27 protein-coding genes and 1 pseudogene are annotated in these 24,640 nt (G+C 62.1%); 15 read left to right on the top strand and 13 right to left on the bottom strand.

The window, feature by feature from the left end; translation table 11 throughout:
* The 8 genes from G6N82_RS13940 (at window position 1) to G6N82_RS13905 (ending at window position 7,618) form a co-directional block, all read left to right on the top strand.
* The gene (locus tag G6N82_RS13940; RefSeq protein ID WP_165197446.1) at window positions 1–1,395 is read left to right on the top strand and encodes a CpaF family protein; all 1,395 of its coding nucleotides are present in this window, start codon (window positions 1–3) and stop codon (window positions 1,393–1,395) included.
* 3 nt (window positions 1,396–1,398) lie between these two features.
* Window positions 1,399–2,400, top strand: coding sequence for a type II secretion system F family protein (locus G6N82_RS13935; protein ID WP_165197444.1), 1,002 nt, complete (start codon window positions 1,399–1,401; stop codon window positions 2,398–2,400).
* Window positions 2,401–2,402: 2 nt separating this feature from the next.
* A complete protein-coding gene (locus G6N82_RS13930; protein ID WP_165197442.1) occupies window positions 2,403–3,377 on the top strand; it encodes a type II secretion system F family protein in 975 nt (324 codons plus the stop codon).
* Between the two features lie 4 nt (window positions 3,378–3,381).
* A complete protein-coding gene (locus tag G6N82_RS13925; protein WP_165197440.1) occupies window positions 3,382–4,197 on the top strand; it encodes a tetratricopeptide repeat protein in 816 nt (271 codons plus the stop codon).
* Between the two features lie 9 nt (window positions 4,198–4,206).
* Window positions 4,207–4,671 carry a prepilin peptidase gene (locus G6N82_RS13920; RefSeq protein ID WP_165197438.1) on the top strand — a complete coding sequence of 155 codons (465 nt, stop codon included), beginning with the start codon at window positions 4,207–4,209 and terminating at the stop codon, window positions 4,669–4,671.
* A 205-nt stretch (window positions 4,672–4,876) separates the two neighbouring features.
* Entirely contained in the window at window positions 4,877–5,503 is a 627-nt protein-coding gene (locus tag G6N82_RS13915; RefSeq protein ID WP_165197436.1) for a hypothetical protein, read from the top strand.
* Between the two features lie 166 nt (window positions 5,504–5,669).
* Entirely contained in the window at window positions 5,670–6,605 is a 936-nt protein-coding gene (locus tag G6N82_RS13910; RefSeq protein ID WP_165197434.1) for a helix-turn-helix domain-containing protein, read from the top strand.
* A 113-nt stretch (window positions 6,606–6,718) separates the two neighbouring features.
* Window positions 6,719–7,618, top strand: coding sequence for a sterol desaturase family protein (locus G6N82_RS13905; RefSeq protein WP_165197432.1), 900 nt, complete (start codon window positions 6,719–6,721; stop codon window positions 7,616–7,618).
* 2 nt (window positions 7,619–7,620) lie between these two features.
* Here G6N82_RS13905 and G6N82_RS13900 read toward each other — a convergent pair whose 3' ends face one another.
* The 3 genes from G6N82_RS13900 to apaG are packed head-to-tail and all read right to left on the bottom strand — an operon-like array spanning window position 7,621 to window position 9,406.
* A complete protein-coding gene (locus tag G6N82_RS13900) occupies window positions 7,621–8,163 on the bottom strand; it encodes a GNAT family protein (protein WP_165197430.1) in 543 nt (180 codons plus the stop codon).
* Window positions 8,163–8,951 (bottom strand): LysR family transcriptional regulator, encoded by a 789-nt coding sequence (locus G6N82_RS13895; RefSeq protein WP_165197428.1) that lies wholly within the window; start codon window positions 8,949–8,951, stop codon window positions 8,163–8,165. Before G6N82_RS13895 ends, G6N82_RS13900 begins: the two co-directional genes overlap by 1 nt.
* A gap of 56 nt (window positions 8,952–9,007) precedes the next feature.
* Window positions 9,008–9,406, bottom strand: a complete 399-nt coding sequence (gene apaG / locus G6N82_RS13890) for a Co2+/Mg2+ efflux protein ApaG (RefSeq protein ID WP_165197426.1) — start codon at window positions 9,404–9,406, stop codon at window positions 9,008–9,010.
* A gap of 160 nt (window positions 9,407–9,566) precedes the next feature.
* On the opposite strand from apaG, the gene G6N82_RS13885 reads away from it, so the two are divergent.
* Window positions 9,567–11,360, top strand: coding sequence for a hypothetical protein (locus G6N82_RS13885; protein ID WP_165197424.1), 1,794 nt, complete (start codon window positions 9,567–9,569; stop codon window positions 11,358–11,360).
* Between the two features lie 18 nt (window positions 11,361–11,378).
* Here the strand turns inward: G6N82_RS13885 and G6N82_RS13880 are convergent, their stop codons facing one another.
* From G6N82_RS13880 to G6N82_RS13870, 3 genes are read right to left on the bottom strand one after another with little or no spacing between them, the layout of a single operon-like run.
* Window positions 11,379–11,981 carry a 2-hydroxychromene-2-carboxylate isomerase gene (locus G6N82_RS13880; RefSeq protein WP_165197422.1) on the bottom strand — a complete coding sequence of 201 codons (603 nt, stop codon included), beginning with the start codon at window positions 11,979–11,981 and terminating at the stop codon, window positions 11,379–11,381.
* 28 nt (window positions 11,982–12,009) lie between these two features.
* On the bottom strand, window positions 12,010–13,215 hold the full coding sequence (locus tag G6N82_RS13875) for an aminotransferase class I/II-fold pyridoxal phosphate-dependent enzyme (RefSeq protein ID WP_165197420.1): 1,206 nt from the start codon (window positions 13,213–13,215) through the stop codon (window positions 12,010–12,012).
* Window positions 13,216–13,258: 43 nt separating this feature from the next.
* A complete protein-coding gene (locus G6N82_RS13870) occupies window positions 13,259–13,798 on the bottom strand; it encodes a TetR/AcrR family transcriptional regulator (protein ID WP_241255118.1) in 540 nt (179 codons plus the stop codon).
* A 72-nt stretch (window positions 13,799–13,870) separates the two neighbouring features.
* Between G6N82_RS13870 and G6N82_RS13865 the strand changes: the two genes are divergently transcribed.
* Window positions 13,871–14,263, top strand: a complete 393-nt coding sequence (locus G6N82_RS13865) for a hypothetical protein (RefSeq protein ID WP_165197418.1) — start codon at window positions 13,871–13,873, stop codon at window positions 14,261–14,263.
* 48 nt (window positions 14,264–14,311) lie between these two features.
* Window positions 14,312–15,586, top strand: coding sequence for a phospholipid carrier-dependent glycosyltransferase (locus tag G6N82_RS13860; protein ID WP_165197416.1), 1,275 nt, complete (start codon window positions 14,312–14,314; stop codon window positions 15,584–15,586).
* On the opposite strand, the gene G6N82_RS13855 is transcribed toward G6N82_RS13860, so the two are convergent.
* The 6 genes and pseudogenes from G6N82_RS13855 to G6N82_RS13830 form a co-directional block, all read right to left on the bottom strand.
* Window positions 15,583–16,686, bottom strand: coding sequence for a glycosyltransferase family 2 protein (locus tag G6N82_RS13855; protein ID WP_165197406.1), 1,104 nt, complete (start codon window positions 16,684–16,686; stop codon window positions 15,583–15,585). The genes G6N82_RS13860 and G6N82_RS13855 overlap by 4 nt on opposite strands.
* Window position 16,687: 1 nt before the next feature.
* Window positions 16,688–17,746 carry a 3-isopropylmalate dehydrogenase gene (gene leuB / locus G6N82_RS13850; RefSeq protein WP_165197404.1) on the bottom strand — a complete coding sequence of 353 codons (1,059 nt, stop codon included), beginning with the start codon at window positions 17,744–17,746 and terminating at the stop codon, window positions 16,688–16,690.
* Window positions 17,743–18,344, bottom strand: a pseudogene (locus G6N82_RS13845) (recombination protein O N-terminal domain-containing protein). The gene leuB and the pseudogene G6N82_RS13845 overlap by 4 nt, the downstream one beginning before the upstream one ends.
* Window positions 18,345–18,356: 12 nt before the next feature.
* Window positions 18,357–18,608: an accessory factor UbiK family protein gene (locus G6N82_RS13840; RefSeq protein WP_165197402.1), complete on the bottom strand. Its 252-nt coding sequence runs from the start codon at window positions 18,606–18,608 to the stop codon at window positions 18,357–18,359.
* A gap of 42 nt (window positions 18,609–18,650) precedes the next feature.
* Window positions 18,651–19,199, bottom strand: a complete 549-nt coding sequence (locus tag G6N82_RS13835) for a TspO/MBR family protein (RefSeq protein ID WP_165197400.1) — start codon at window positions 19,197–19,199, stop codon at window positions 18,651–18,653.
* Between the two features lie 108 nt (window positions 19,200–19,307).
* On the bottom strand, window positions 19,308–20,045 hold the full coding sequence (locus tag G6N82_RS13830) for a TlyA family RNA methyltransferase (RefSeq protein WP_241255117.1): 738 nt from the start codon (window positions 20,043–20,045) through the stop codon (window positions 19,308–19,310).
* Between the two features lie 51 nt (window positions 20,046–20,096).
* Between G6N82_RS13830 and G6N82_RS13825 the strand changes: the two genes are divergently transcribed.
* From G6N82_RS13825 to G6N82_RS13810, 4 genes are all read left to right on the top strand, one after another.
* Window positions 20,097–20,600 (top strand): hypothetical protein, encoded by a 504-nt coding sequence (locus G6N82_RS13825; RefSeq protein WP_165197396.1) that lies wholly within the window; start codon window positions 20,097–20,099, stop codon window positions 20,598–20,600.
* A gap of 486 nt (window positions 20,601–21,086) precedes the next feature.
* A complete protein-coding gene (locus G6N82_RS13820) occupies window positions 21,087–22,166 on the top strand; it encodes a branched-chain amino acid aminotransferase (protein WP_165197394.1) in 1,080 nt (359 codons plus the stop codon).
* A gap of 5 nt (window positions 22,167–22,171) precedes the next feature.
* A complete protein-coding gene (locus G6N82_RS13815) occupies window positions 22,172–23,113 on the top strand; it encodes a rhodanese-related sulfurtransferase (protein ID WP_165197392.1) in 942 nt (313 codons plus the stop codon).
* Window positions 23,110–23,766: a glutathione S-transferase gene (locus G6N82_RS13810; protein WP_165197390.1), complete on the top strand. Its 657-nt coding sequence runs from the start codon at window positions 23,110–23,112 to the stop codon at window positions 23,764–23,766. Before G6N82_RS13815 ends, G6N82_RS13810 begins: the two co-directional genes overlap by 4 nt.
* Here the strand turns inward: G6N82_RS13810 and G6N82_RS13805 are convergent.
* On the bottom strand, window positions 23,750–24,568 hold the full coding sequence (locus G6N82_RS13805) for a DUF4189 domain-containing protein (RefSeq protein ID WP_165197388.1): 819 nt from the start codon (window positions 24,566–24,568) through the stop codon (window positions 23,750–23,752). The two genes, G6N82_RS13810 and G6N82_RS13805, sit on opposite strands and share 17 nt — an antisense overlap.
* Window positions 24,569–24,640: the final 72 nt, after the last annotated feature.

Genomic DNA, 24,640 nt, shown 5'->3' with positions numbered 1-24,640 from the left:
ATGTGGAAAATCAAACGCGCCGGCGAAGATGAGCAGGTCGATACCCCGCTCGCCAAAGGAACACCCAGCAATGATTCCGCTGACCCGGCGGTAGCGCTGCATCCGCAAATTTCTGCGCGGCAAGAAACCTTGCTGCGGCTGCGCATGGCGATCCATCAGGGGCTGCTCGATCGCATAAATCTGTCGCTGCTCGACAAGATGCCTGAAGAGCAGATCAAGGCCGAAATTGCGCAGATCATCCCCGAGCTGCTGGTCACGTTCGATCAGCCGCTCAATCGTGACGAGCGGGCAAACCTCGTCGACGAAGTAATGGACGAGCTGCTCGGTCTTGGCCCGCTGGAGCCGCTGATCAAGGACCAGAGCATCACAGATATCCTCGTCAACGGGTGCGAGACGGTGTTCGTTGAGCGCAGCGGCCTGCTGGAACGCGTGCCGACCCGGTTCCAGGATGAGAAGCACCTGATGCGGATCATCCAGAAGATCGTCAGCGGTGTCGGCCGCCGGATCGACGAAAGCTCGCCCTATGTCGATGCGCGCCTTAAGGACGGCAGCCGTGTGAATGCGATTGTCGCACCACTGGCGCTGGACGGCTCGCTGCTTTCGATCCGCAAATTCGCCAAGGTTCCCATCAGCATGCAAAAGCTGGTTGACCTCGGCTCGGTACCTGAAGCGATGGCCGAAGTGCTCTCGGCGATTGTCCGCTCGCGCCGCAACGTGCTGATTTCGGGCGGCACGGGTTCAGGCAAGACGACGATGCTCAATGCGCTGTCGAGCTTTATCGACGAGCGCGAGCGTATCGTCACCATCGAAGACTCAGCCGAACTGCAATTGCAGCAGATGCATGTCGCAAGGCTGGAAACGCGCCCGCCGAACATCGAAGGCCGCGGCGAGGTTTCCCAGCGCGACCTCGTCAAGAATGCGCTGCGTATGCGCCCCGATCGCATCATCGTGGGCGAAGTCCGCGCCGGCGAAGCGTTCGACATGCTCCAGGCGATGAACACCGGTCACGATGGCTCCATGACCACGGTCCACGCGAACAATCCGCGCGATTCCTTGAGCCGCGTGGAGCAGATGATCGGGATGAGCGGGATCGACATGCCGCAACGCTCGGCCCGGGCACAGATCGCATCGGCAATCAATGTCGTGATCCAGGTATCCCGTCTCAGCGACGGCCGGCGCAAGGTCACCAGCCTCTCGGAAATCACCGGGATGGAAGGCGACACCATCACCATGCAGGAAATCTTTCGGTTCAAGAAAACGGGGATCGACGACAACCAGCAGGTGATCGGCCATTTCGAGGCGACCGGGATCCGGCCCAAGTTCCTGCTCGACGCAGAGGCCTATGGTATCAAGATGCCTGCCGAGCTCTTCCGACCAGAGCTGAAGATCGGTTAAGCCATGACAGCAGAGATCATCCGTATTTTCGTCCTTTTGGCAATCTTTGCGGGCGTCTTCATCGTCACTCAGATTGTCGCGACAAGTATCGCCCAAGGCCGCAGCCACCGGGGCGCGGTCAACAAGCGCCTGCAGATGATCAGCTCAGGCCAGGATCGCGAGGATATTGTCGGGCAATTGATCAAGAACCGGCCGCGCGACTATCTTGATTTGCCTCAGGTACTGGCCAAGGCGCTCAACCGCTTCGAGCGGATGGTTTTCACCTCAAATGTGCCATTTACCGTGCCCCAGATAGGTGTGGCGATGGCTGTCGGCGTGGTCGGAATATTCCTGCTGCTGTTATTGCTTACTGCATTTTCCGGATGGGCGATCACCCCTGGTGTCATCTTCATTGTCGGGCTTTTCAGCGTCGCTCTCGCTTTAGCCGTGCCGCTGCTGATATTGAGCAAGATGGCGGACTCCTACCGCAAGCGCATCGAGCGGCAATTCCCGATCGCGCTCGACATTTTTGTGCGCGCGCTTCGTTCGGGGCATCCGGTGGCCTCGGCGATCGACTTGATTACGCGGGAAATGGACGATCCGATCGGATCGGAATTCGGCGTCATCTCCGACGAGGTCGCCTATGGTGCCGACCTTGTAACCGCGCTTGAAAACATGGCCGACCGGTGGGACCTGGAAGACATGCGCATGTTCGTAGTCAGCCTGTCGGTGCAAAGCCAGACCGGAGGCAACCTTGCGGAAATTCTCGAGAATATCTCTAAGGTGATCCGCGACCGCCACCAGATGTTCATGAAGGTGCGCGCGCTGAGTTCGGAAGGGCGGATGACCGGCTGGATGCTGACCGTGCTGCCGGTGCTGACCTTCATCAGTGTTCTTATCGTCGCACCATCATATTACCTCGACGTCGCTGATGATCCGATCGTCATTTACGGATCGATCACGCTGATCGTCATGTATTGCATTGGCGTTTATGTGATCCGGCGCATGATCGACCTGAAGGTGTAACGATGATCGAACTCATCTCTTCCAACTGGGTCTTCCGGATGATCGTATTGCTGGCGGTCTTCTCGCTGGTCACTCTGTTCGTCTTTGTTGCCAGCAACCGCACATCCCGCCGGTTGCGCCTCGCACGCGAATTGGAGAAGATTCATGAAAGTGCTGCAGTTGGCGGCACCGAAAGCCTTGCCAGGAAGCAAACGGAGAGCATTTGGGCAAATGTTGCGAAACGCATCGAGGACGCTGGCCTGAACCTGGGCGACACGAACGAAACCGAAATTTCCAAGCTGTTGCGTAGTGCCGGCTACCGATCGGCAACAGCCCCGCGGGTTTACACCCTGGTCCGTTTCCTGCTGATCTTCGCGCTTCCCGGTCTTTTCCTGCTTTATGTTGCAAACCAGGCCGAAGCACCCTCGCTGCTTCGGATCTATTTCACTTGCGCGATTCTCGCCATCCTCGGCCTTTACGTGCCGAACCTGGTTGTCCGGGCGCAAGCGGAAAGCCGGCGCCGCGAAATCATCAACGGCTTTCCCGACAGCCTGGACCTAATGCTGGTGTGCGTCGAGGCGGGCCTTGGCCTTGAAGCGGCACTCGACCGGATCGGGCGCGAAACCGCGCGATCGCATCCGCTGATTTCCGAAATGATAACGGAAACAACGCTGCGCATGCGGGCTGGTGCCAATCGCGAGGACGCACTTCGGTTACTTGGTGAAACAGCCGGCGTCGATGAAATCCGGTCATTCACCACTTTGCTGATCCAGTCTGACAAGCTGGGAACCAGCCTTGCCACCACGCTGCGCGTGTACTCGTCGGAGATGCGCGAAGCCCGCCGTTTGCGTGCTGAAGAGAAGGCGCATCGTTTGCCGGTCCTGATCTCGATCCCGCTGGTCGCCTTCATGCTGCCGGCGATGATCGGCGCCTTGATATTACCGGCTGCCACATTGACCATTCGCGAAGTCATACCATCGATGACGGGAGGAGGATAATCCCATGAAAGCCCATATTCGCATCGCCAGCTGCGTCGTTGCGGCACTGACGCTAAGCGGCTGCCAGAGCTTCGTTAGCGAGCTGGGTTTCGGACCCAAGCCGGGTGCAAATTCCGAACAGCGCGCCGAAGTCTTCGGCAGCGATGAACTGGAACGTGGACGGCTCGCGCTTGAGCAGGGCAATGTCGCCACGGCAATCCAGCTTTTCCGCCTTGCCGCGCTCAATGAGAAGACCGCGGCCGATGCCTTCAACGGGCTGGGCGTTTCCTATGCGCGGCTGGGCCGGGCGGATCTCGCCGAACGCTACTTCAAGGCAGCGCTCGAACTGGACTCGTCCAACCCCAAATATGCCGCCAACCTCGCGCGCTTCTATCAGTCGTCGCTGGGTTCCTCACCACAGGCCCTCGCCATGCGCCAGCGCGAAGCCGACGAAGCGCTAAAACGGGCAGAGATTGCCGCGATCTCGCAGGGCCTGACTGGCCCCCTATCGGCGGGCGATATGGCCGCAAGCGATGTTGTCGCCCCGGCAGCGCCATCCGTGGCACGCTCGAGCAACCGCGAAATCCAGGTTTCGAGCAGTTCTGCCACCAACGCTACCGCGCCGCAACCGCGGGTGACCGTCGGACAGTCTCAACAAGCTGCAGCACCTGCCCGCAGCCGGATCACGCTTGTGGGCAACACCGCGCCCGCGAAGGCTGCGACCAATCCTGCGAACGGTCCCGTTCGCATTACCATTTCGCGCGGTGGCGGCGGTCGCTGGGCAAGCAGGCCACGGATCGCGAGCTATCCCATTCGCGTTGCGTTGAAGCGCCAGGATTAAGGCAAGCAGATGCCTGAGCTGCTTTGGCCAGCGGCACTTTCGCTGCTGCTGGTGGTCGGCGCGATTGGCGACATCCTGAAGCGTCGTCTGCCTAACTGGCTATCGCTCGCCCTGCTGGTTACTGGGCTGGCATTTGCATTCGCAAACGGCGGTATCGAGGCCATCGGGTGGCATGGAGCGCACGCCGCGATTGCGCTGGCGGTTGGGATGGCGCTGTTCGCCGGGGGAATCATCGGCGGCGGCGACGCGAAATTCTACGCCGGTGCAGCGGCTTGGTTTCCCCTGAGCGATGGTCTTTCCCTTTTGCTTTCGGTCTCACTGGCAGGCCTGGCAGCCATCATCATATGGTTCGGTTCGCGGCGAGTTTTCAAGCCGGGCGCGATAGATCCGGACAGCCTCTATGCAAAATTCCCGTATGGGGTGGCCATCGCGGGCGGTGGCTTGTGGTTGTTATGGAGCGCCTTGCCAGCGTGACTTGGTAACCCTTGTGAGGCATATTGGTCCCATGAGTCACTCCGATACAGCGCCGGTCTGGCATCGTTGGGTAGACAGCGGTTATGGCCGTTTGTCCCGGCTTGCCGCGCTTGTGCTGATTTCGCTCGCGTCCGCGGTGACTCTTGCTTGGCCCCCTCCTTCGTCCGAGACTCGACCACAGGTCGCACGCCTTGATGAGTTGGGAGTGAGCAAAAGCTACCCACTGAGGATAGAACTGCCCAAGGCAAGGCCGATTGCCATTTTCGAGCTTGCCGAGTTGGTGCATCGCAATGACCAACTTGAGCTGGCTGACGTCGGGCTGTCACCCGATGGTACAGAAGCTCAACCCACCCACGAGGCTAACAGCTTCGCCACCGCATTTGCGGGTTTGTTCGGAGCGGCCTCGGCACCGCGTACGACCGGGAAACTGGTGCCCAGCCGCATACCAGACCTGAAGCCCGGCGAGGTGCTGGCGGTCGACTATGATCTGGCCAAACTTACCCCGGTCGAAGCTCCAGGCGCGGCGCCCGCAAGCGGCAAACCGCGCTTCAATGCGCAAGACGGCAGCCTGACGGTCAGCAAGCCTTTGCTCGTCAACGGCCAAAGCCGCGGCAATGCCACCATCCGGATCGAGGAAGGGGCGCAGATCTTCATAGCGACGGCTTCGGTTGCCGACGCTTTGGGTGATCGTGCCGGAGCGTTGCCTTCGCGCATTTCAAATGCCCTTGCCACCCGCAGCGGCTTCATACCTTTCAACGAGTTGCGCGGGGCAGGCATAGCGGTGGAATATGATCCGGTGAAAGACAGGGTCTCGCTTTCGACCAACTCCTAACCTATCACGACCGGTGACCCGTGACGGACCGATCGACGTGCCCTAACATCCCCTAGCAATGATCGAGACATTGGATGCAACCGCGCGGCTGATCGCAGTTGGCGCAAGCCTGATGCTCCTTACGCTGTTGCTAGCCGGGAAGCTGCGCCCGGCAATCCGCTTTGCGATGGCCGGACTGTTGGTCTCCGGGACAGCCTATCTTGTCAATTCGACTGGCGTATTGGAACCGCCCTCGGGGATCCGGCGCTTTGTCGACCTCGCGTCGATTTTCACACCATTTTGGACCTGGCTGTTCGGGAGACGACTGTTCGAAGATGAACCGACCGCGCCGGTAATCGGCGGAGCAGCCGCCGGCTTGCTCCTTGGCTGGCTGATCGCATACTACACACCCGCGCTCGACCCGCTCGGATTCTATGCGATCCACGTGGTCGCCTTGGCCCTGGTCGCGGATTTGCTTCGCGTGGCATGGGTAATGCGCGCGGACGATTTGATCGAAAAGCGCCGCACGGTGCGGCTTTGGCTGCCGCTGCTGGTCGGACTCCAGACAGGCGGCGTGCTGGTATTCGAAACGTTGCTCGGTCGATCGATACCGTACCCGCCCGTGCAGCTAGCCAATGCGCTGTTGATCCTGGCGTTGATCCTGTTTGCCGGCCTGGCGCTGCTGCGCATCGACAACGAACTATTGCCAGCGGTCGCGCCTGCGACAACCGGGCCACGCGACCCGGCCGAGCTGTCAGCATCTGAAACGGTTTTGAGCCATCGGCTTGCCGAGGCCATTGCGGACGGTATCCATCGCACGCCAGGCCTAACGATCACGGGACTTGCTGCATATCTTGAGACCCCGGAACACCGCCTACGCGCGCTCATCAACCGCCGCCTGGGCTATCGCAATTTCTCTGCCTATCTGAACCACCATCGCATCGCCGATGCGCGCGAAATGCTATCGAATCCGAAACTGGTCGACCTGCCTGTGCTGACCATCGCAATGGACCTCGGCTACAACTCCCTGCCCACATTCAATCGTGCCTTTCGCCAGGAGGCCGGAATGACCCCCACCGATTTCCGGAGGGACGCACTGATCGGCGGAGCTATTCAGAACTGAAAAAACGCGATCAATTTCGAAATTGATCGGCCTTTTCCGAACCTGCGAGGCTTTTCTGCGGGCGAAGTGCCACATCACCCATCACACAACTTCGCCATTACGGAATCGCTTATATGCAAGAACAAAATCTCGAATTCTGGATCGCCCGCATCCAGGATCATTTCATCGGTGTCTTCACTTTCGATCTTGGGCGCTACCTGATCGCAGCAAGTGCGCTTTCGTTGTTCTTATGGGTGGCAAGCGAATGGAGCGCTGCGCGCAGGATCCAGCACCGGCAGGCGCAGCGCAGTGATTACATACGCGAAGTCAGCTCGTCATTTCGCACAGTCTTTTTCTTCGCGTTGACTGGGCTAAGCACGGTCCTCTTGATCGAAGCGGGCGTGGTGAAAACTCATGACGGGCCATACGATCTGGCTCCTTTCATAGTGCAAATCGTGGCGATTACGCTGTTTCATGACGCGTACTTCTATTGGATGCACAGGGTGCTGCACCATCGCAGATTGTTTCGCGCCACGCACCTGCATCACCACAAGTCGCGCACCCCTACCCCTTGGGCCGCCTATAGCTTTTCGGCATGGGAAGGCGTGACCGAGGCCGCGTTCATGCCGATCTTCTTGCTGCTCGCCTCGCTCGCTGGCGTCGAATACATGGGTTCTGCCCTGTTTGCTTTCCTGGCATGGATGATAGCCCGTAATGTGATGGGGCACGCCGGTGTCGAGTTGCATCCTGCGGGATGGGTAGACAGCAAATGGACCGACTGGCTGACAACAACCACCCACCATGACCTGCACCACAGCGAAGGCAACCACAATTTCGGGCTCTATTTCACCTGGTGGGACCGCTGGATGGGGACCGAGCATCCTGAATACAAAGCCCGCTTTCGCGCGGTGGCCAAGCCGCTGGTGATGTCCCTTCGCCTCGCCGAAAAGCTCAGCGTAGCGTTGATGGCGCTCTTCGCCAGCGCGATAACGCTTTCTGTCGGCGCAGCATCGATGGGCGCGTTTGGAGTTTGACGCTACTGGGCTTGCCCGTGCCATTCCCGCGCGAGCAAGCCCCAGAAATATTCGTCGCACCACCCTTCATGGGTGTGCACGCTCTCCAGATAATGCCCTTCGAGACGGAAGCCGAGCTTCTCGAGCAGGCGATTTGAGGCGACGTTACGCGGATCGGTGCTGGCATAGACCCGATGGTGCCCTTCAGCCTCGAATAATTGCTTGAGCAGGCGGCGCATGCATTCTTCCGCGATCCGTTGCCCCTGCCGGTGAACAACAGTAGTGTAGCCGACCTCAGCGATCCGCTCGCCACGCGGCATGGCCACCACCCTAGCCACCACTTCGCCATTTGCGCGGTCAATCGCGCTCCAGCTCCGCCCGTCCCATTCTGCGTCGCACAGCCAGTCTTCCAGCGTCATTAGGTCCGTGAACGCCGGATCCAGCAGGTAACGGCACTGTTCCGGGTCAGACATGGTCGGAAACAGTGCAGAGGCGTCCGAGCGATCGAGAGGGCGCAGGATGAAGCGCTCGGTCTCGAGCGTCGGCGTAGCGAGTCTTGTTGCCATTATGCGGTCAGGTGCGCGACCAGCGCTTTCACCTTCTTCTGTCGCCACTGCGGCAGGGGTGCGACCAGCCAATAGCCCCGCCGCCCTTCTTCCGGACCTTCGAGGATGGTCAGCTTGCCGGCTGCCACCGCCTCTTCGACCAGCGGCAGCGGCAGCGCCGCCTTGCCCAGCCCGGCGATGGCAGAGCTGAGCGCCTGGCCAGGATTGCCAGTGGTCACGCACGGCTTTGCATCTTCCGGCAGGTTCGCTCCCGGCCAGTCGATCCAGCTGTCCTGCGCATCGGGCGCAGCGACGACAACCCGCTCTGCCGGAGCCAGCAACACGCCCTCAAGGTCGCCCGGCCCGTCGACCAGCCGCACGGCGACATCGAGGTTCGCCTCGGTAAAATCGGCATTCTCGTCAGCGACGATATGATACTGGATTTCCGGATTGGCGGCCTTGAATGCGGCCAGCCGCGCGCCCAGCCATTGGGCATAGAATTCGCGCGGAACGGCGATAGTGTAGCGATCCGAGGCCTGCCCGGCCTGCATCGCCTGTACGCTTTCTTCGAACTTCAGGAAGCCTTCACGCAGGGCATCGAGGCCTGCACACCCCTCTTCGGTCAGTTCCAGCCCCTTGCTGGTGCGGCGGAACAGCACCACGCCGAGGTGATCCTCCAGCGCGCGGATCTGCTGGCCGACCGCTGCGGGTGTGACTGCCAACTCGTCCGCCGCGCGCGTGAACGAGAGGTGCCGCGCAGCGGCATCGTAAACGCGCAAGGCATTGAGAGGCAGGTGGGTACGCTTCATGGCAGGGGCGATTTAGAGCGGCTCGCCCCTTCCGGCAAGCTTCGCGATGACCCCAATCAATCGGCTGTGGCAGGTGCGGCGAGCGGGAAGAATGGGATGCGCACTTCGAGCGGTGTGCCGTCATCGCGGTAGAAGGTATAGAAGCCCTCCATCGAGCCATGCGGGGTCGCCAGCGGGCAACCCGACACATAATCATGACTGTGGCCGGGCTTGAGCACGGGCTGTTCACCCACCACGCCTTCGCCATCGACATGGTTCACCATGCCGCGCCCATCGGTGATGCGCCAGTGGCGGGTGCGCAGCTGGATGGTCTCGTGGCTGCCGTTCTCGATCCGGATATGGTAGACCCAGAACCACTTGCCCGCATCGGGCTGCGATTGTTCGGGCAGGAAGTTGACCGCGACCCGCACGGTAACGCCATCGGTTGTGGCAGCGTGTTGGAACAGCTCTTTCATGACAAGGTAAAGGTAGCAATTGCAGCGCGCGCGGCAAGATGCCTGCTCAGTTAATCCACCTCCATTGCACCGTTGAACAACTTTGATTGATCGTTCCGGAGTGGTAGAACGTCTGATCGGACAAAGCGGGGTCGCCTCACTGAAAGAACGGGAGGCCTGAATGTTCAAGATTATAGGATTGCTGGCCGCGTTGCTGACCACCACGGGAATCGGCGGCGTTGCGATGCAGGATGGCGCTGTCCAAGCAGAGAAGGCATCGTTGGCCGCACTCGATCCGACCCTGGCAGGGCGCAAGGCCTGCCGCGGAATCGATGCCCGCGCTGTCACGCTCGATCAGAGGCTTCGGTTGGCCGCTGCCATGCCAGTTGCGCTTGCAGCACAGCCAGGCGCTGGATCATTTCCGCTTTACCCGGCGATCCCGGAATCCGACATCGGCGTGACCGGTATCAGCGGCGAGGCGCGCGCCTATTTCAACCAGGGCGTGGCGCTGCTTTACGGTTTCAACCATGCCGCGGCGGTGCGCTCATTCCGCAAGGCCCGGGCATACGCGCCCGAATGCGCCATGTGTTGGTGGGGCGAAGCCTATGCCAATGGGCTCAACATCAACGCCGGAATGAGCGAAGAGCAGAACCGCATGGCGATCTTCGCGGTCAAGCAAGCGCAACGGCTGTCGGCCAGTTCCAGCGAAATCGAAAAAGCGCTGATCGCCGCACAGGCCGTGCGCTTCCCCGACGATCTTGCCGCCGACCGGGCAGAGCTGGAACGCCAATATTCGGAAATGATGGTCAAGATCGCTGACCGGTTCCCGCAGAGCAATGATGTGGCTGTCCTCGCAGCTGAGTCGGCGATGAATACCACACCGTGGGATTATTGGGATCCCGCGACAAACGAAGCACGCCCGCAGATTGCCACCGCGATCAGGCTGATCGAGCGCACGATCGCCAATAATCCGCGCCACCCCCAAGCCTCCCACCTCTACATCCACCTGATGGAAAACAGTCCCGATCCCAAGAAGGCCGAGGCGGCCGCTGACCGGCTGGTGGCCGATGCCCCACCCGCGCTGGGCCACCTCGTGCATATGCCCGGCCACATCTATTATCGGATCGGTCGTTATCGCGATTCGGTCGAAGCCAACATCAAAGCTGCGCGAGCCGACGAAGCCTATCTATCGGTCGCAGGCGATGATGGGCTCTATCGCTATGGCTATTATCCCCACAACGTCCATTTCCTGCTGTCGTCAGCGCAGATGATAGGCGACATGGGCCGGGTGGTCCACGAGACTGAGCGGCTGAAGCGCATACTCGACACGGATGTCGCACGCGAACTTCCGTGGGTCCAGGCGATCCATGCCGCGCCCTATTTCGCGATGACGCAATATTCCTCGCCTGTGGCCGTGCTCGCACTCACCAGCCAATCGAGCGAACTCGCCTATATCGAGGCGATGCGCCACTATTCGCGCGCGGTCGCTCTGGCGCGGAGCGGCAACGATGCCGGTTTCGCAAGCGAAATCGCGGCCATGCAGCGGCTGAAATCGGATCCGCAAATGGCCGCTATGCTCGATGCCGGTTTCCCCGCCCCCGATATCATCGATCTGGCAATCCACGTCGCCCATGGTCGGCAGGCGCAGGCGCGAGGTCAATACATGGATGCGGCAGAGCATTACCGGCAGGCCCAGGCGATCGAGAAAATCATTCCCTATAACGAGCCTCCTTACTGGTATTACCCCATCGCCCAGTCGCTGGGCGCGTCGCTCTACCAGGCCGGCCGCTATCGCGAAGCATCGGCAGCCTTTCGTGAAGCCCTCTTCAAGGCGCCCAACAACGGTTGGGCGCTATACGGTCTTGCCCAAAGCGAGCGAAGGCTTGGCCATCGCCCTGAAGCCAGGGCAGCCGAAGCGGCGCTTGCCAAGGCCTGGGTTGGCGATCGCGAGTGGCTGCGGATGGATCGGCTATAAGGTGAAGCTGGCCTTAGCCTAGCGTCCCAGTTCTTCTTCAACCTGGCCCAGCCGTTCCTTGCCGAAGAACATTTCGCCGCCAACGAACATGGTGGGAATGCCGAAAGCGCCGCAATCGACCACTTTCTGGGTGTTGTCGACGAGGCCTTGCTTCACGTCTTCGCTCTGCGCCCGCTCGAACAAGTCGCGCGCGTCGAACCCCGCTGCAGCCACCGCAGCGCCAACCGCTTCGGGGTCGGTCACATCAAGGTCCTGTTCCCAGATCGCGGGCAGCAGCGCCTCGGCGAATTGCACCCCGCGGCCGTCCTGGTCGGCGGCAAAGAGCATGCGCTGGAGCAGGATCGAATTGAACGGAAACTTCGAATTCATGCGGTATTTGTCGAGGTTGTGCCGCGCAATGAAGCGCTGCATTTCCAGCATGGCGTATTCGTTCTTGCCCTTGACCTCTGCGTCGCGGATCATCGGTGGTGCATTGCCGGTGATGCGGTGCATGCCGGCAAGGAACACGGGGATGACGTCGAGCCCGGCTTCCGTGCGGCGCAACAGGTCGCGCAGCGGCCACCACACCAGATAGGCATTGGGGCTGACGAAATCGAAAACCAGTTCCACCCGCTTGTCCATTTCGATTCCTCTCTGTCCGCTTGGCCCGTCAGAATCCCGCTGCCGCAAGCGCCTGGTCCAGGTCTTCCTGCAGGTCTTCCGGGTCTTCCAGCCCGATATTGATCCGCAGCAACCCCTCGGTAACGCCCATTTCCGCGCGCGCTTCCTCGCTCATGCTGGCATGGGTGGTGCTGGCCGGATGGCACATCAGGCTGCGCGCATCGCCGATGTTGTTGGAGATATCGACCAGCTGCAAGGCGTCGAGCACGGCGAAGGCACGCTCTCGACTCTCGACGTCGAAGGCGAAGATCGGGCCAGTCGCATCCATCTGACTGAGCGCCATTTCGTGGCGCGGGTGGCTGGGCAGCCCCGGATGGAGCATGCGCGGAACGCGGTGCTCCAGGAAATGCCCCAGCCGCACCGCGCTTTCGCTTTGCCGCTGCGCGCGCATGGCCAGCGTCTCCAGACCTTTCAGAACAACCCAGGCGTTGAAGGGCGAGATGTTGGGGCCGGTATTGCGCTGGAACGGCAGCAGCACCTCATTGATCCACTGTTCGTTGCCGCACACAGCGCCCGCGAGCACCCTGCCCTGCCCGTCCATCATCTTCGTGGCGGAATAGGCGACCACGTCGGCGCCGAACTCCATCGGCCGCTGCAGTGCGCTGGTGGCAAAGGCATTGTCGACTACGGTGGTGATGCCGTGAGCCCTGGCAAGGTCGCAGACGAATTTCAGGTCGACGATATCGAGTGTGGGATTGGCCGGCGTTTCGAAGAAGAACACCTTGGTGTTGGGCCGGATCGCATCTTCCCAGGCGGCGTTGTCGGTGCTGTCGATCACGCTCACTTCGATGCCGAAGCGCGGGCACAGATGATCAAGCAGCCAGCGGCACGATCCGAAAGCGGCGCGCGCACCCACCACATGATCACCCGCCGATAGCTGGCACAGCAGCGCCGCGGTCATCGCCGCCATCCCGCTCGCCTGAGCCCGGCAAGCCTCTGCCCCTTCGAGCAGCGCGATCCGTTCCTCCAGCATCGCCACGGTCGGGTTCTGGAGGCGCGAATAGGTCATCCCCTCGGCCTCGCCGGCAAACCGGTCAGCCACGGTCTGCGCGTCGTCATAAGTATAGCCCGAGCTGAGGAACAGTGCCTCGCTCGTTTCGCCGTGCTCGCTGCGCCAGGTCCCGCCGCGCACTGCCTGAGTGGCAGGACGCCAGCGACGCGTGATCGAGCGGTCCATTCCGGTGGTCTTCTTCATATCGCGGGCGGGTTTAGGCGGCTGTCGTCAAGCGGGCAAGCCGCTATAGATCGACCGCTTCCAGTGCCGCCCGTGCGATCTCCTCGCAACCCACAGCGGACAGCATCAACGTGCCTTCGATCAACGTCATGAGATAGCGCGCGCCGCCCGCAGGATCGGGATCCTCGGGTGGCATGTGCGCCTCCAGCCATTCCAGGAGGCGCGACATCATTTGATGCGCAGCCTCGCGATATCCCGCATTGCCGCGGGCGGAACCGGACACGATGTCCCACCATAGCGCCATGAATGGACGCATTGTCTCGCCGCCCGCCTGGTCGAGAATGCGATCGACGCATTCGCGGCGGCTGGCGGCTGGCTGGCTTCCGAAGGCGGTGTCCAATGTCTGGGCATAGACCTCCGCAACATAGGCAAGGAGATCGGCGACAAGGCGTTCCTTGCTGCCGAAATGATACAGAAGCATCCGGTCGCTTGTTCCAGCTGCGCGCGCAAGCGGGCGCAAGCTTGCCCCGGCAAGGCCATGTTCAAGCACATGCGCCGCCAGCATGGGCATCAAGGTTTCGCGCGACATTCGGGAATTGCTCATATCGACTCTTGTAGCAGTCGCTACAGTACGCTACAAGGCAATGTAGCAAGTGCTACATAGAAAGGTTGGTTCATGTCCTCATTCGAAATTCTGGCCCTTGTCGGCCTGGCCATTGCATTGCTGGCCGTGTTTCACATCCTTTCGGCCCGGCCGACGGTAGGGAATGCCGCGATTGCGGCTGCACTGGCCGGCGCCTTCGGTGCGTTCACAGCGGTGACGATCACCAATGAGGGCGTGTTGCAGGTCTGGACCAATCATACAAACAACCTGTGGGGAGTGCAGGTGTGGTGGGATCTTTTGCTTGCCGTGACGCTCGCGCTGTTCCTGATTGCGCCGCGTGCGCGACAGGTCGGCATGAATGTCCCACTCTGGACGCTGCTGGTGGTGGCGACGGCGAGCATCGGCTTGCTGGCCATGGCGGCACGGGTGTTCTGGCTGGAGCGCCAGCAAGACGGGGCAAACTGAAACCTTTGATCTTGTGGCTGCGGGGGAGCGCATTTATGCCTTTTGGCGATGAGCCAGGCCCCCGCCCAACCGCGTGACCCGATCGGCCCGACGCTCGTGCTGGCGGCAATCTTCGCCGGGCTTTGCGCGATCAGGCTGACCACACTGGCCGAACCCTATTTCGACGAAGTGCACTACCTGCCCGCCGCGCGCGAAATGCTCGCCGGCGGCGCCTATATCAATCGCGAGCACCCGCTGCTGGGCAAGACGATCCTCGCCGCGGGTATTGCGTTGTTCGGCGATACGCCGCTTGGCTGGCGCATCCTCCCGCTGCTGGCAGGCGTCGTTACATTGATCGCCAGCATGCGGGCGATGTGGCACGCCAGCCTGTCACGCTTTGCGACGCTGGCGTTCGGGGTGCTGCTGGCGAGCGGGTTCATGCTGCTGGTCCTGGCGCGGATCGCCATGCTCGATATCTTCATGGCTTGTTTCCTGTCGCTGGCGGCATGGCAATTTGCCGCGGCGATGCACAAGCCCGAACAGGGCCGCTGGCGGCTGATGTTGACCGGCGTCTTGCTGGGCGCGGCGATGGCTGCAAAGTGGAACGCGATCCCGCTGGCCATGGTGCCGGGTCTCGCTTTCCTTGCCGCGCGCCTTTCCGCAGGCAGGCGGCGCCTGTTCACCAGCCGGCGCGGGATACCGGTGCCCGGGGTCTCTCTGGTCGAGGCGGCGCTGTGGCTGGGTATCGTACCGCTCGCGGTCTATGCGCTGAGCTTCTGGCCGGCACTGTTCCTGCAGGAAAACACGCTCACCAGCGGCGGGCTGATCGCCCTGCACCGCGAAATGTTGTCGCTCCAGACACAGGTACTGGCGCCGCACAACTACCAGTCCACCTGGCCTGACTGGGTGCTCAACGCCCGGGCGATCTGGTTTTTCTACGAAGCGCCCGAAGGCGTACAACGCGGTGTGCTTCTGTTAGGCAACCCGATCACCATGCTGCTAGGAATTCCCGCGCTTTTATGGTGCCTTGTCAGCGGTATTTCAGAGCGAATCTGGGTTCGTATCGCGATGGTAGCGGGCTATGCGGCAAGCCTTGGGCTGTGGTTGTTCGCGGCGAAGTCGGTCCAGTTCTACTACCACTATTTCGTGCCGCATTTCTCCCTGCTGGGCGCGCTGGCCCTGGCGCTCGACGCAGTCTGGCAGGCCGGGCACCGACGCATCGCGCTGGCTGTGCTTGCGGCCAGTGTAGCGATCTTCGCGTGGTTCTACCCGATCCTCACCGCTGCCCCGCTGAAGGGAGCGATGAGCTTCCTCGACTACGCGTGGCTGGAGGGCTGGCGCTAATACCTGCCCCAAACAAAGCGGCTGGACAGCGCGTAATTCCAAACTGATCCTACCAGTATTCCGGCGAGCGCGGCGACGAACCAGATCAATCCCTGCATCTCCAGCAAGGTCGCCACCGCAACATTAGCGAAGCCTCCCACCGCGCAGGTGAGGCAGAAGCCGATCCAGCCCTTGAACAGGGCGCCCGCCCCTTTCAACCGCTGGTCGCGATAGGTCAGCCAGTTGTTGAGGAAGAAATTGAAGCTCATCGCGCTGAGAACGGCAGCGATTTGTCCAAGCGTAAAGGCCTCGCCGAATACAAAGAGGACGATGCTCAGCACCGCCATGTGGACCAGCACGCCCGCCGCACCCACCGTGCCGAACAAAGCAAAGCGCGTGGGGATCAGCTTGCCGAAAGTCTTGTCATAGATCCCGGCGAGAAAATCGAAGGCGATTGCCCGATCAAGCTTGCTTTCGCCTTCGCGCCGTGCAGCGAAATCGAGCGGGAATTCGCGAACCTTCAGCCTGCGATTTGAGCTGGCCAGAAGGTCGAGCAGGATCTTGAACCCGATCCCGGACAGTTTCGGCACTAGCGCCCGCGCAAGCTGAGACGAGAGCATGAAATAGCCGCTCATCGGATCGCTCAGTTCCACCCCGGTCAGCTTGCGCGCCAGGGCATTTGCTGCGCCTGACAGCTTTTCGCGCTCGGGATCCGCCCAGTTCGCGGTGCTGGCCCCTTCGGTAAATCGCGAGGCAACCGCGACGTCAGCCTCGCCCGCGCGCAAGGCGGCCAGCATCTTCGGCAGCAGCGCAGGATCGTGCTGGTGATCGGCATCCATCACCGCGACATAGGGCGCGGCGGTGGCGCAAAACCCTTCGATCGCCGCACTGGCGAGGCCGCGCCGCCCGATCCGCTGGATCACCCGCACCCGCCGATCGCTGAGCGCCAACGCGCGCGCCTCGTCAGCAGTGCCATCGGATGAATTGTCATCCACGATCAGCACTTCCCACCCGGAATTGCCGAGTGCGAACTCGATCCGCTCGATCAGCGGGGCCAGGTTGCCGCGTTCATTGAGGGTCGGCAGGATGATCGCCAGCTCCAGCGGACCATCCCCGGTCATCTTAAAGTCGCTCGCACACCGCCGAACCGATCGCCTCGCAGCCGAGCGATCCGCCCAGATCGCCGCCGCGCACCCCGTCTTTCAGCGCGCGCGCCACCGCCGTTTCGATCCGCGCGGCTTCGTCCTCCAGCCCGAAACTGTGGCGCAGCATCATCGCGGCAGACAGGATCGTCGCAATCGGATTGGCCTTGCCCTGCCCTGCTATATCCGGGGCGCTGCCATGGATCGGCTCATACAGACCAAAGGTGCCATGCGCGGTCTGCCGTTCGCCCAGCGAAGCACTGGCGAGCAGCCCGATCGAGCCGACGCACATGCTCGCCTGGTCTGACAGGATATCGCCGAACAGGTTCCCGGTCAGCACCACATCGAAAGCGCCCGGCGCCTTGACGAGCTGCATCGCGGCATTGTCGACATACATGTGCTCCAACTCAACATTGGGATATTCGGCGGCGACTTCCTCCACCACTTCGCGCCACAATCGGCTGGTTTCCAGCACATTGGCCTTGTCGATGCTGGTGACGCGATTGCCGCGCGTCTGCGCGGTGCGGAAAGCGACATGGGCGATGCGGCGCACCTCGTCTTCGGCATAGGCCATGCGGTCCCACCCCTCGCGCCGTCCGTCAGGCAGGATTTCGCGATGCTTTTCGCCGAAATAGACATCGCCGGTCAGCTCACGCACGATCACCAGGTCGATTTCGCGCGCAATTTCGGGGCGGAGCGCGCTCAGCTCTTCCAGCCCGTCAAACCCCTTGGCGGGACGCAAATTTGCAAACAGGCCCAGCTCCTTGCGCAGGCCCAGCACCGCCTGTTCGGGGCGCAGGTGCCGCTCGATATGGTCGCAGGACGGGTCGCCCACAGCACCGAACAGCACGGCATCGGCCTCGCGCGCCATCGCCAGCGTTTCCGGCGGCAGCGGGTGGCCGTGCTTGCGGTATCCGGCGGCACCGACATCGCCTTCGAACAGCGTCAGGCCGGGCAAACCGAGCGCATCGAGCACGCGCAGCGCCTCTGCACACACTTCGGGGCCGATCCCGTCGCCGGGCAGGACTGCAATCTTCACGTCAACATACGGGCAAGCCGCTCCCTCAAGAGATGTCGCGCCGACATAACATCGCCGCGCCGGTCGGCAAGCAGGTAGCGCGCAAGAGGTGCTTCGAGCCGGTCAAATGCCGCTATCAGCGCATCAATATCTTCGGGCAAATCCGGGCGCCCGCCGCCATAGCCAAGTTCGCGCAGCAGCAGTGTCTCATAGGCGATCATTGCCGGCAGCCAGCCGCGCGCCGAGGGGGCCTGGCATACCGCCGCCAGCAGCGCGTCGAGCGCGCCGAACAGCGCGGGATAGGGATTGCGTTCGGGCAGCGCGGTGGCGGTGAGCGCGCAGGCCCAGCCAATCGCTGCGGCCGGCAAGGGTTCGCTCAGCCATGGTCCGCGGCTCTGCGTCAACTCGATCTTGGCAAAGGGCAATTGCGCATCGGATTTGCTGCGCAGCTCCGCCTCGATCCGGTTGCCGGGGATCATTATCGGGCGCAGCTGGCGCCCGCGCCCCCCGCGACATAGGCGGCAACCAGGCCGAATTCCTCGGTCAGCAGCCGCGCAATGGCCGCGGTTTCGCCGTGCTGGCGGGAAGCAACGAGGATGGCGGGCGCGCGCAGGTTCATGGCGCGCAGCGGTTACTTGGCGGCGAGCTTCGCTTCCAGCGCTTCGATGCGAGCCTTCAGCGCTTCGTTTTCCTCGCGCGCTTTCTGCGCCATCAGCTTGACGGTTTCGAACTCTTCACGGCTCACGAAATCCATCCCGCCCATCGCCTCTTTCAAGCGTTCACGGGCGCTCTCACGCGCTTCGCGGGTCATGCCGGCAAAAGTGCCTGCCGCGCTGTTAGCGAGCTTCACGAAATCGGCGATCATCGGGTTCTGGCTTTGCATGAGCGCTAAATGGTCCCGCCCGGCAATGATGGCAAGTGCTTCTTACAATTCGAACCGCTGCGTGGCGCCCGATGACGTATCCTGCCGCCCCTCAGGATTGAGACGGTGGAACTCGTAATTGAGCACGGTCGCGAACAGCGCCCAGGCGAGATAGGGCAACAGCAGCAAAGCCGCCGCCCGCCTGACCCGCCAGAATGCCCAGAGCACTGCCAGCAAGGTCACATCGACCAGGCCCATCACTACCAGCCCGCCGATGATGTTCTGGTTGCCGAAAAACACCGGCGTCCAGGCGAGGTTGCACAGGAAATGCACCGCGAACAGGCCAATCGCCAGGCCCCTGCCGCGCGCGCCCCACGAACTGCACACCAACGCCAGTGACAGGCCGATCATGACGTAAAGGATCGTCCAGACGATGCCGAAGGTGGCCGGCGGGGGATAGATCGCAGGCTTCGCCAGGCTCTGGAACCAGACCGTGTTGGGTCCGCCCGCTTGCCCCGCGACAAAGCCCAGCAAGACAATCAGCGGCACGGTGAACAGCGCCCAGCGGATGAAGCTGGCACGCAATTGGCCGCGCGACGCGATGACGTTCATGCTTACCCCCGATTGATTCGCCGGTAACTCATGAATGCGCGATACACGCTGCGCAACAAGAGGCAAAATCGATGTACCACAGCGGGATGGGTCGCATTTCTCCTGCGATCAGCCGCGCCGGGCGCAAATCAGGAACTCGACATTGCCCTGCGGCCCGGTAATCGGGCTTTCGACAATGCCCTGAACCGTCCAGCCGTTCGCCTCCAGCCAGTCGCGCACTTCACCGCACACGCGCTGGTGCAGCGCCGGATCGCGGACTACCCCGCCCTTGCCCACTTCCTCGCGCCCGACTTCGAATTGCGGCTTGATCAGCGCCACCAGCGTGCAACGCGGTGCGGCGAGTTCCAATGGCCGCTCAAGCACCTTGGCCAGGCCGATGAAGCTGGCGTCGCACACCACCCAGTCGCACGGCCGGTCGATCATTTCCGGCGTCAGGATGCGCGCGCTGGTCTGCTCCAACACGGTCACTCGCGGGTCCTGCCGCAATTTCCACGCAAGCTGGTTGGTCCCGCTATCGACCGCGAACACATGCGCCGCGCCGCCTTGCAGCAGCACATCGGTGAACCCGCCGGTCGAGCTGCCGATATCCATCGCCACCGCGCCGGTCGTATCTAGCCCGAAATGCTCTATTGCATGCGCCAGTTTGATCCCGCCGCGGCTGACCCAGGGGTGGTCGCGCCCGCGCACCTCAAGCAAGGCATCCTCGGCCAGCTGTTGGCCCGGCTTGAAAATCTTCGCGTCCCCGCTGAATACCAGCCCCGCCATCACCAGCGCCTGCGCCCGGGCCCGGCTTTCCGCCAGCCCGCGCTCGACAAGCAGTTGATCGATCCGGCGTTTCGCGCTCATGGTACGGCCTTGTTCATGGACTATGAAGCCGTTAGCGCGCATTGGAGCGTCATGAAACCGATCTATTTGCAAGTCACTGCCGCCATTGCTGCCGGGCTCGGCCTCAGCGCCAGCGCCGCTTGCGCACAGCAGCCAGCAACACAGCCGCCGCAGCAAACCGCCGCGCCTGACGACATGAGCTGGAACGATGCGCCGCAAACCAAGGGCGACTGGGTCTATCGCACCGCTGGCAGCGAAAGTTTCGCCGAATTTCACTCGCCGACACGGGAAATGCTGTTCCAGATGAATTGCACGGCCGACCGGCAAATCTTCATCGCTGCAGCGAGCAGTACGCTGGCGGAAGGCGCCATAACGATCCGCACTGAGACGCAGGCACGCACACTCAGCGCCGCCGCGCGCGAAGGCTGGCGCGTGGCCGTTCTCCGCCCCTCCGATCCGCTGTTGGACGCGATGGCGATCACCAAAGGGCGTTTCGCAGTGGAAATGGCGGGTCAGCCGTCGCTTTACCTTCCGGCCTGGGCCGAAGTAACGCGGGTGATCGAGGATTGCCGGTAAAGAAAACGCGCCTCCCCGGGCGCCACGCAACAGCGCACAATTCTGACGTGGGAAAACTTTTTTTCAAGCCTTGTTTTCGCGATTCGCTTGAATCAAATTGAGCCTCGAGGAAAGCGGCGAACGCGGTTCTCGGCCCCCGGTGAAACGGTGCGGGTCTTGGCTCAAAAGCGCGAAAGGAGGTGATCCGATGTCTCATGGTTCAGCAGAGAGGTCGGCAAGTTTCCGCGCGAGGCACTATCGGTAATTACCCCTACCAATAGAGGCTTCGTGAGCGGCACTTCCCGCCGCTGACCATGAAAGGGCGATCCGCTGACGGGCTGGATCGCCCTTTTCATTTGAGCCCTTGTGGTCCGCATCGCCTCCGCGATGCGAAATCCTCGCGCCTTTGGCGCTGCGGGCGGGCAGTCGCCCTTGCGGACCTTCGGTCCGATTTGATCCTCCCATCTTCCGCTTGCTCTCCCCCCTGGCTGGCATTACCCGCGAACTATGGACTTCACACATATCCCCCACCCTGCACCCACTCCGGCCAGCCAGCGTGACGAGGCGCTGAAAGATCCCGGCTTCGGCAAGCTGTTCTCCGATCACATGGTCGTAATCGATTATGACGAGGCAAAAGGCGGTTGGCACAGCGCCACGGTCGGCCCGCGCGGCCCGCTCAGCCTCGATCCCGCAGCGGCGGTGCTCCATTACGCGCAGGAAATCTTCGAAGGGCTGAAGGCTTACAAGCAGGTTGACGGATCGACCGCGCTGTTCCGGCCGGAAGCCAATGCGCAGCGCTTCAACGCTTCGGCGGACCGGCTGGCGATGCCCAACCTGCCCGAAGAGCTGTTCCTCGAATCGATCCGCCAGCTGGTGGCGGTGGACAAGGAGTGGTTCCCCAGCGTGGAAGGCGGATCGCTCTACCTGCGCCCCTTCATGATCGCGACCGAGGCCTTCCTGGGCGTGCGCCCGGCCAAGCAGTACAAATTCATTGTGATCGCCAGCCCGGCGGGCAGCTATTTCAAGGGCGGGCCCAAGCCGGTCAGCATCTGGATTTCGGACTATACCCGCGCAGCGCCAGGCGGCACCGGTGCGGCCAAGTGCGGCGGCAATTACGCCGCCAGCCTTGTCCCCACCGGGCAAGCATTCGCGAAGGGGCATGATCAGGTGCTGTTTCTCGACGCGGTTGAACGCAAATGGGTCGAGGAACTGGGCGGCATGAACCTGTTCTTCGTGTTCGACGATGGCCGTGTGATCACCCCGCCGCTGACCGGCACGATCCTGCCCGGCATCACGCGCGACAGCCTCATCCAGTTGCTGCGCGAGGAAGGTTTGAGCGTCGAGGAAGGCATGTATTCGATCGACCAGTGGCGTGAAGACGCCGCCAGCGGCAAGCTGCTTGAGACGCTGGCCTGCGGCACCGCCGCGGTCGTCACTCCGGTCGGCAAGGTCGCCGGGCCGGATGGCGAGTTCGAAATCGGTAGCGGCGGGCCTGGGCAGATCACGATGAAAATCCGCGAGAAGCTGGTCGGCATCCAGAAGGGCGCCATTGCAGACACCCATGGCTGGGTGATGAAGCTGGACTGATTGCCATGGCGGATCATCCGTCTGTTACCGTCGCCGCGCTCTACCAGTTTACCCGGTTCGACGATCCGGCTGCACTGCGCGAACCCCTGCTCGCGCTGTGCGAGGAAGTGGGCATCAAGGGCACGCTGCTGCTCGCGCGCGAAGGCATCAACGGCACTGTCGCGGGCAGCGAGAATGCCATTGCGCAAGTGATCGCGCACATCCGCGCCCTGCCCGGCTGCGCCGGTCTTGAAGTGAAGTTTTCGCACGCCGCCGAAATGCCGTTCCACCGCATGAAGGTGCGTCTGAAGCGCGAGATCGTGACCATGGGCGAGCCCGATATCGATCCCACATTGAGCGTCGGCCATTATGTCGATGCGCAGGACTGGAACACGCTGATTTCGGACCCGGACACAATCGTGATCGACACCCGCAATGACTATGAGGTCGCTTGCGGCACATTTCGCGGCGCAATCGATCCGCACACCAGCAGTTTCCGCGAATTTCCCGAATGGTTCCGCCAGCACCGCGACGAATTGCTGGAAGGCCGCAAGAAGGTGGCCATGTTCTGCACCGGCGGGATTCGCTGCGAGAAATCGACCAGCTTCCTGCGGCAAGAGGGTGTGGAAGAGGTCTATCACCTCAAGGGTGGCATTCTTAAATACCTCGAGCAAGTCCCTGAAGAAACATCGCTTTGGGATGGCGAATGCTTCGTGTTCGACGAGCGCGTGACGGTGAAACACGGGTTGGAGGTCGGCACCCATGGCCTGTGCCGCGCCTGCCGCCGCCCGGTCAGCGAAGCCGATCGGCAATCGCCGCACTATGTCGAAGGCGTCAGTTGCCCGCACTGCATCGACGAGCGGGACGAGGAACAGCGCGCTCGCTATGCCGAACGCCAGCGGCAGGAAGAACTCGCCCGCCAGCGCGGCATGAACCATGTCGGCGCCGAGTTCCCGCACGAGGAATGACCCGGCACCCGATCCTCTATTCCTTCCGCCGTTGCCCCTATGCGATGCGCGCGCGGATGGCTCTTTGGATCGCAGGGATTACGGTGGTGCTGCGCGAGGTAAAGCTGGCCAGCAAACCGCCCGAACTCGTAGAAGCCTCGCCCAAGGCGACGGTGCCCGTACTGGTCTTGCCCGATGCAACCGTGCTTGATGAAAGCATTGAGATCATGCGCTGGGCGCTGGCGCAGAGCGACCCCGAAGGCTGGCTGGCGGGCGATGAACGCGCGCTACTCGTAACGATCGACGGACCGTTCAAGCACCATCTCGACCGCTACAAATACCCCACGCGCTATGATGATTGCGACCCGGCGCCGCACCGCGCAGCAGGGTACGAGATCCTGCGCGAGCTTGATGCGCGGCTGGCCGGCCAGTCGCAGCTGTGCGGCGAAACGCGCACCCTTGCCGATATCGCCAGCTTCCCCTTCATCCGGCAGTTCGCCAACCATGACCGCACATGGTTCGACGCGCAGCCGATCCCGCAATTGCAGCGGTGGCTGGAAGGGCACCTCGCGTCCGACCTGTTCGCGAGCGTGATGCCCAAATTCGCACCCTGGCAGGCGGGCGACGGGCCGGTGCTGTTCGGGCGCGATCAAGCGACTAGAGCGGGCTGGTAACACCCGTCTTGAAACTGTGTTCGAACAGGCCCGGCTTGCGGGTATCGAACGTCGTCTGCAAAACGCATGCCTTCTTGTTCGCCTTGCAAACCGCCTTGGCCGCGTCGCCAGCGCGCTTCGCACTGGTCTCCACGATCACCATGTCATCAGCGGTTTTCTCGCCCCGCACAGTCATCTGGAACGCTTGGATGAACCCGTTACCGGTCAGCCCGAAAGCCTCGCACTCCCGCCCCGAATTGGCCTTCTTGCAGGCCGCGATCGCCGCACTGGTTGCAGCTTCGCGCGATGGATGACCGGTGGCAAACCAGGCGCGGCGGTCATAGCCCTCGGTCCCGACAACCCATGCCCCCGCCCCGTAAAGCTTGCGCGCCGATTTCAGGTCCTTCGGCGTGATATATTTGCGGGTAAGTGCGTTGTACGTGCCAACGAGTTCGCACGGCAGCGGCTGGACGTTTGCCCTCCGATTGGTGCGGCAATTCTTGAGTGCGTCCTTGCGGGCAGCGCCCGAGCCCTGCCCCCAGCCGTAGTAGAGATCGCCATTGCCTGATTTCACGATGGCGAGATACGAATTGGAATATTCGCCGATCGAGCTGCAGCCGCCGCCGGTTTCGCGATTGCACAGCGCCAGCACCTCCGCTTCGGAGCGTCCCCTCTGCGTCCAGCCGCCGCCAAACCAGACCTCGTCATAGTCGGGATGCCAGGCGATATTGGCATAGTCGACCAAAGCCGCTTGAGGCTGCCCTTGCTGAGACGTCCCTCCCGGACACAAGGGCACGGGGACGCTGGGGTTCGAGGTATCCATCGCCACCGGCGTCTCGCCCGGACCACAAATTCGCAACTGCGCACTGGCTTTTTCCGGCAACAGCAGGCCAAG

The sequence above is a fragment of the Altererythrobacter sp. BO-6 genome (genome assembly GCF_011047315.1).
In the GTDB taxonomy this organism is placed as follows: Bacteria; Pseudomonadota; Alphaproteobacteria; order Sphingomonadales; family Sphingomonadaceae; genus Erythrobacter.
Note: the sequence above shows the minus strand (reverse complement) of the source record. Positions and strands in the feature narration are given on the sequence as shown.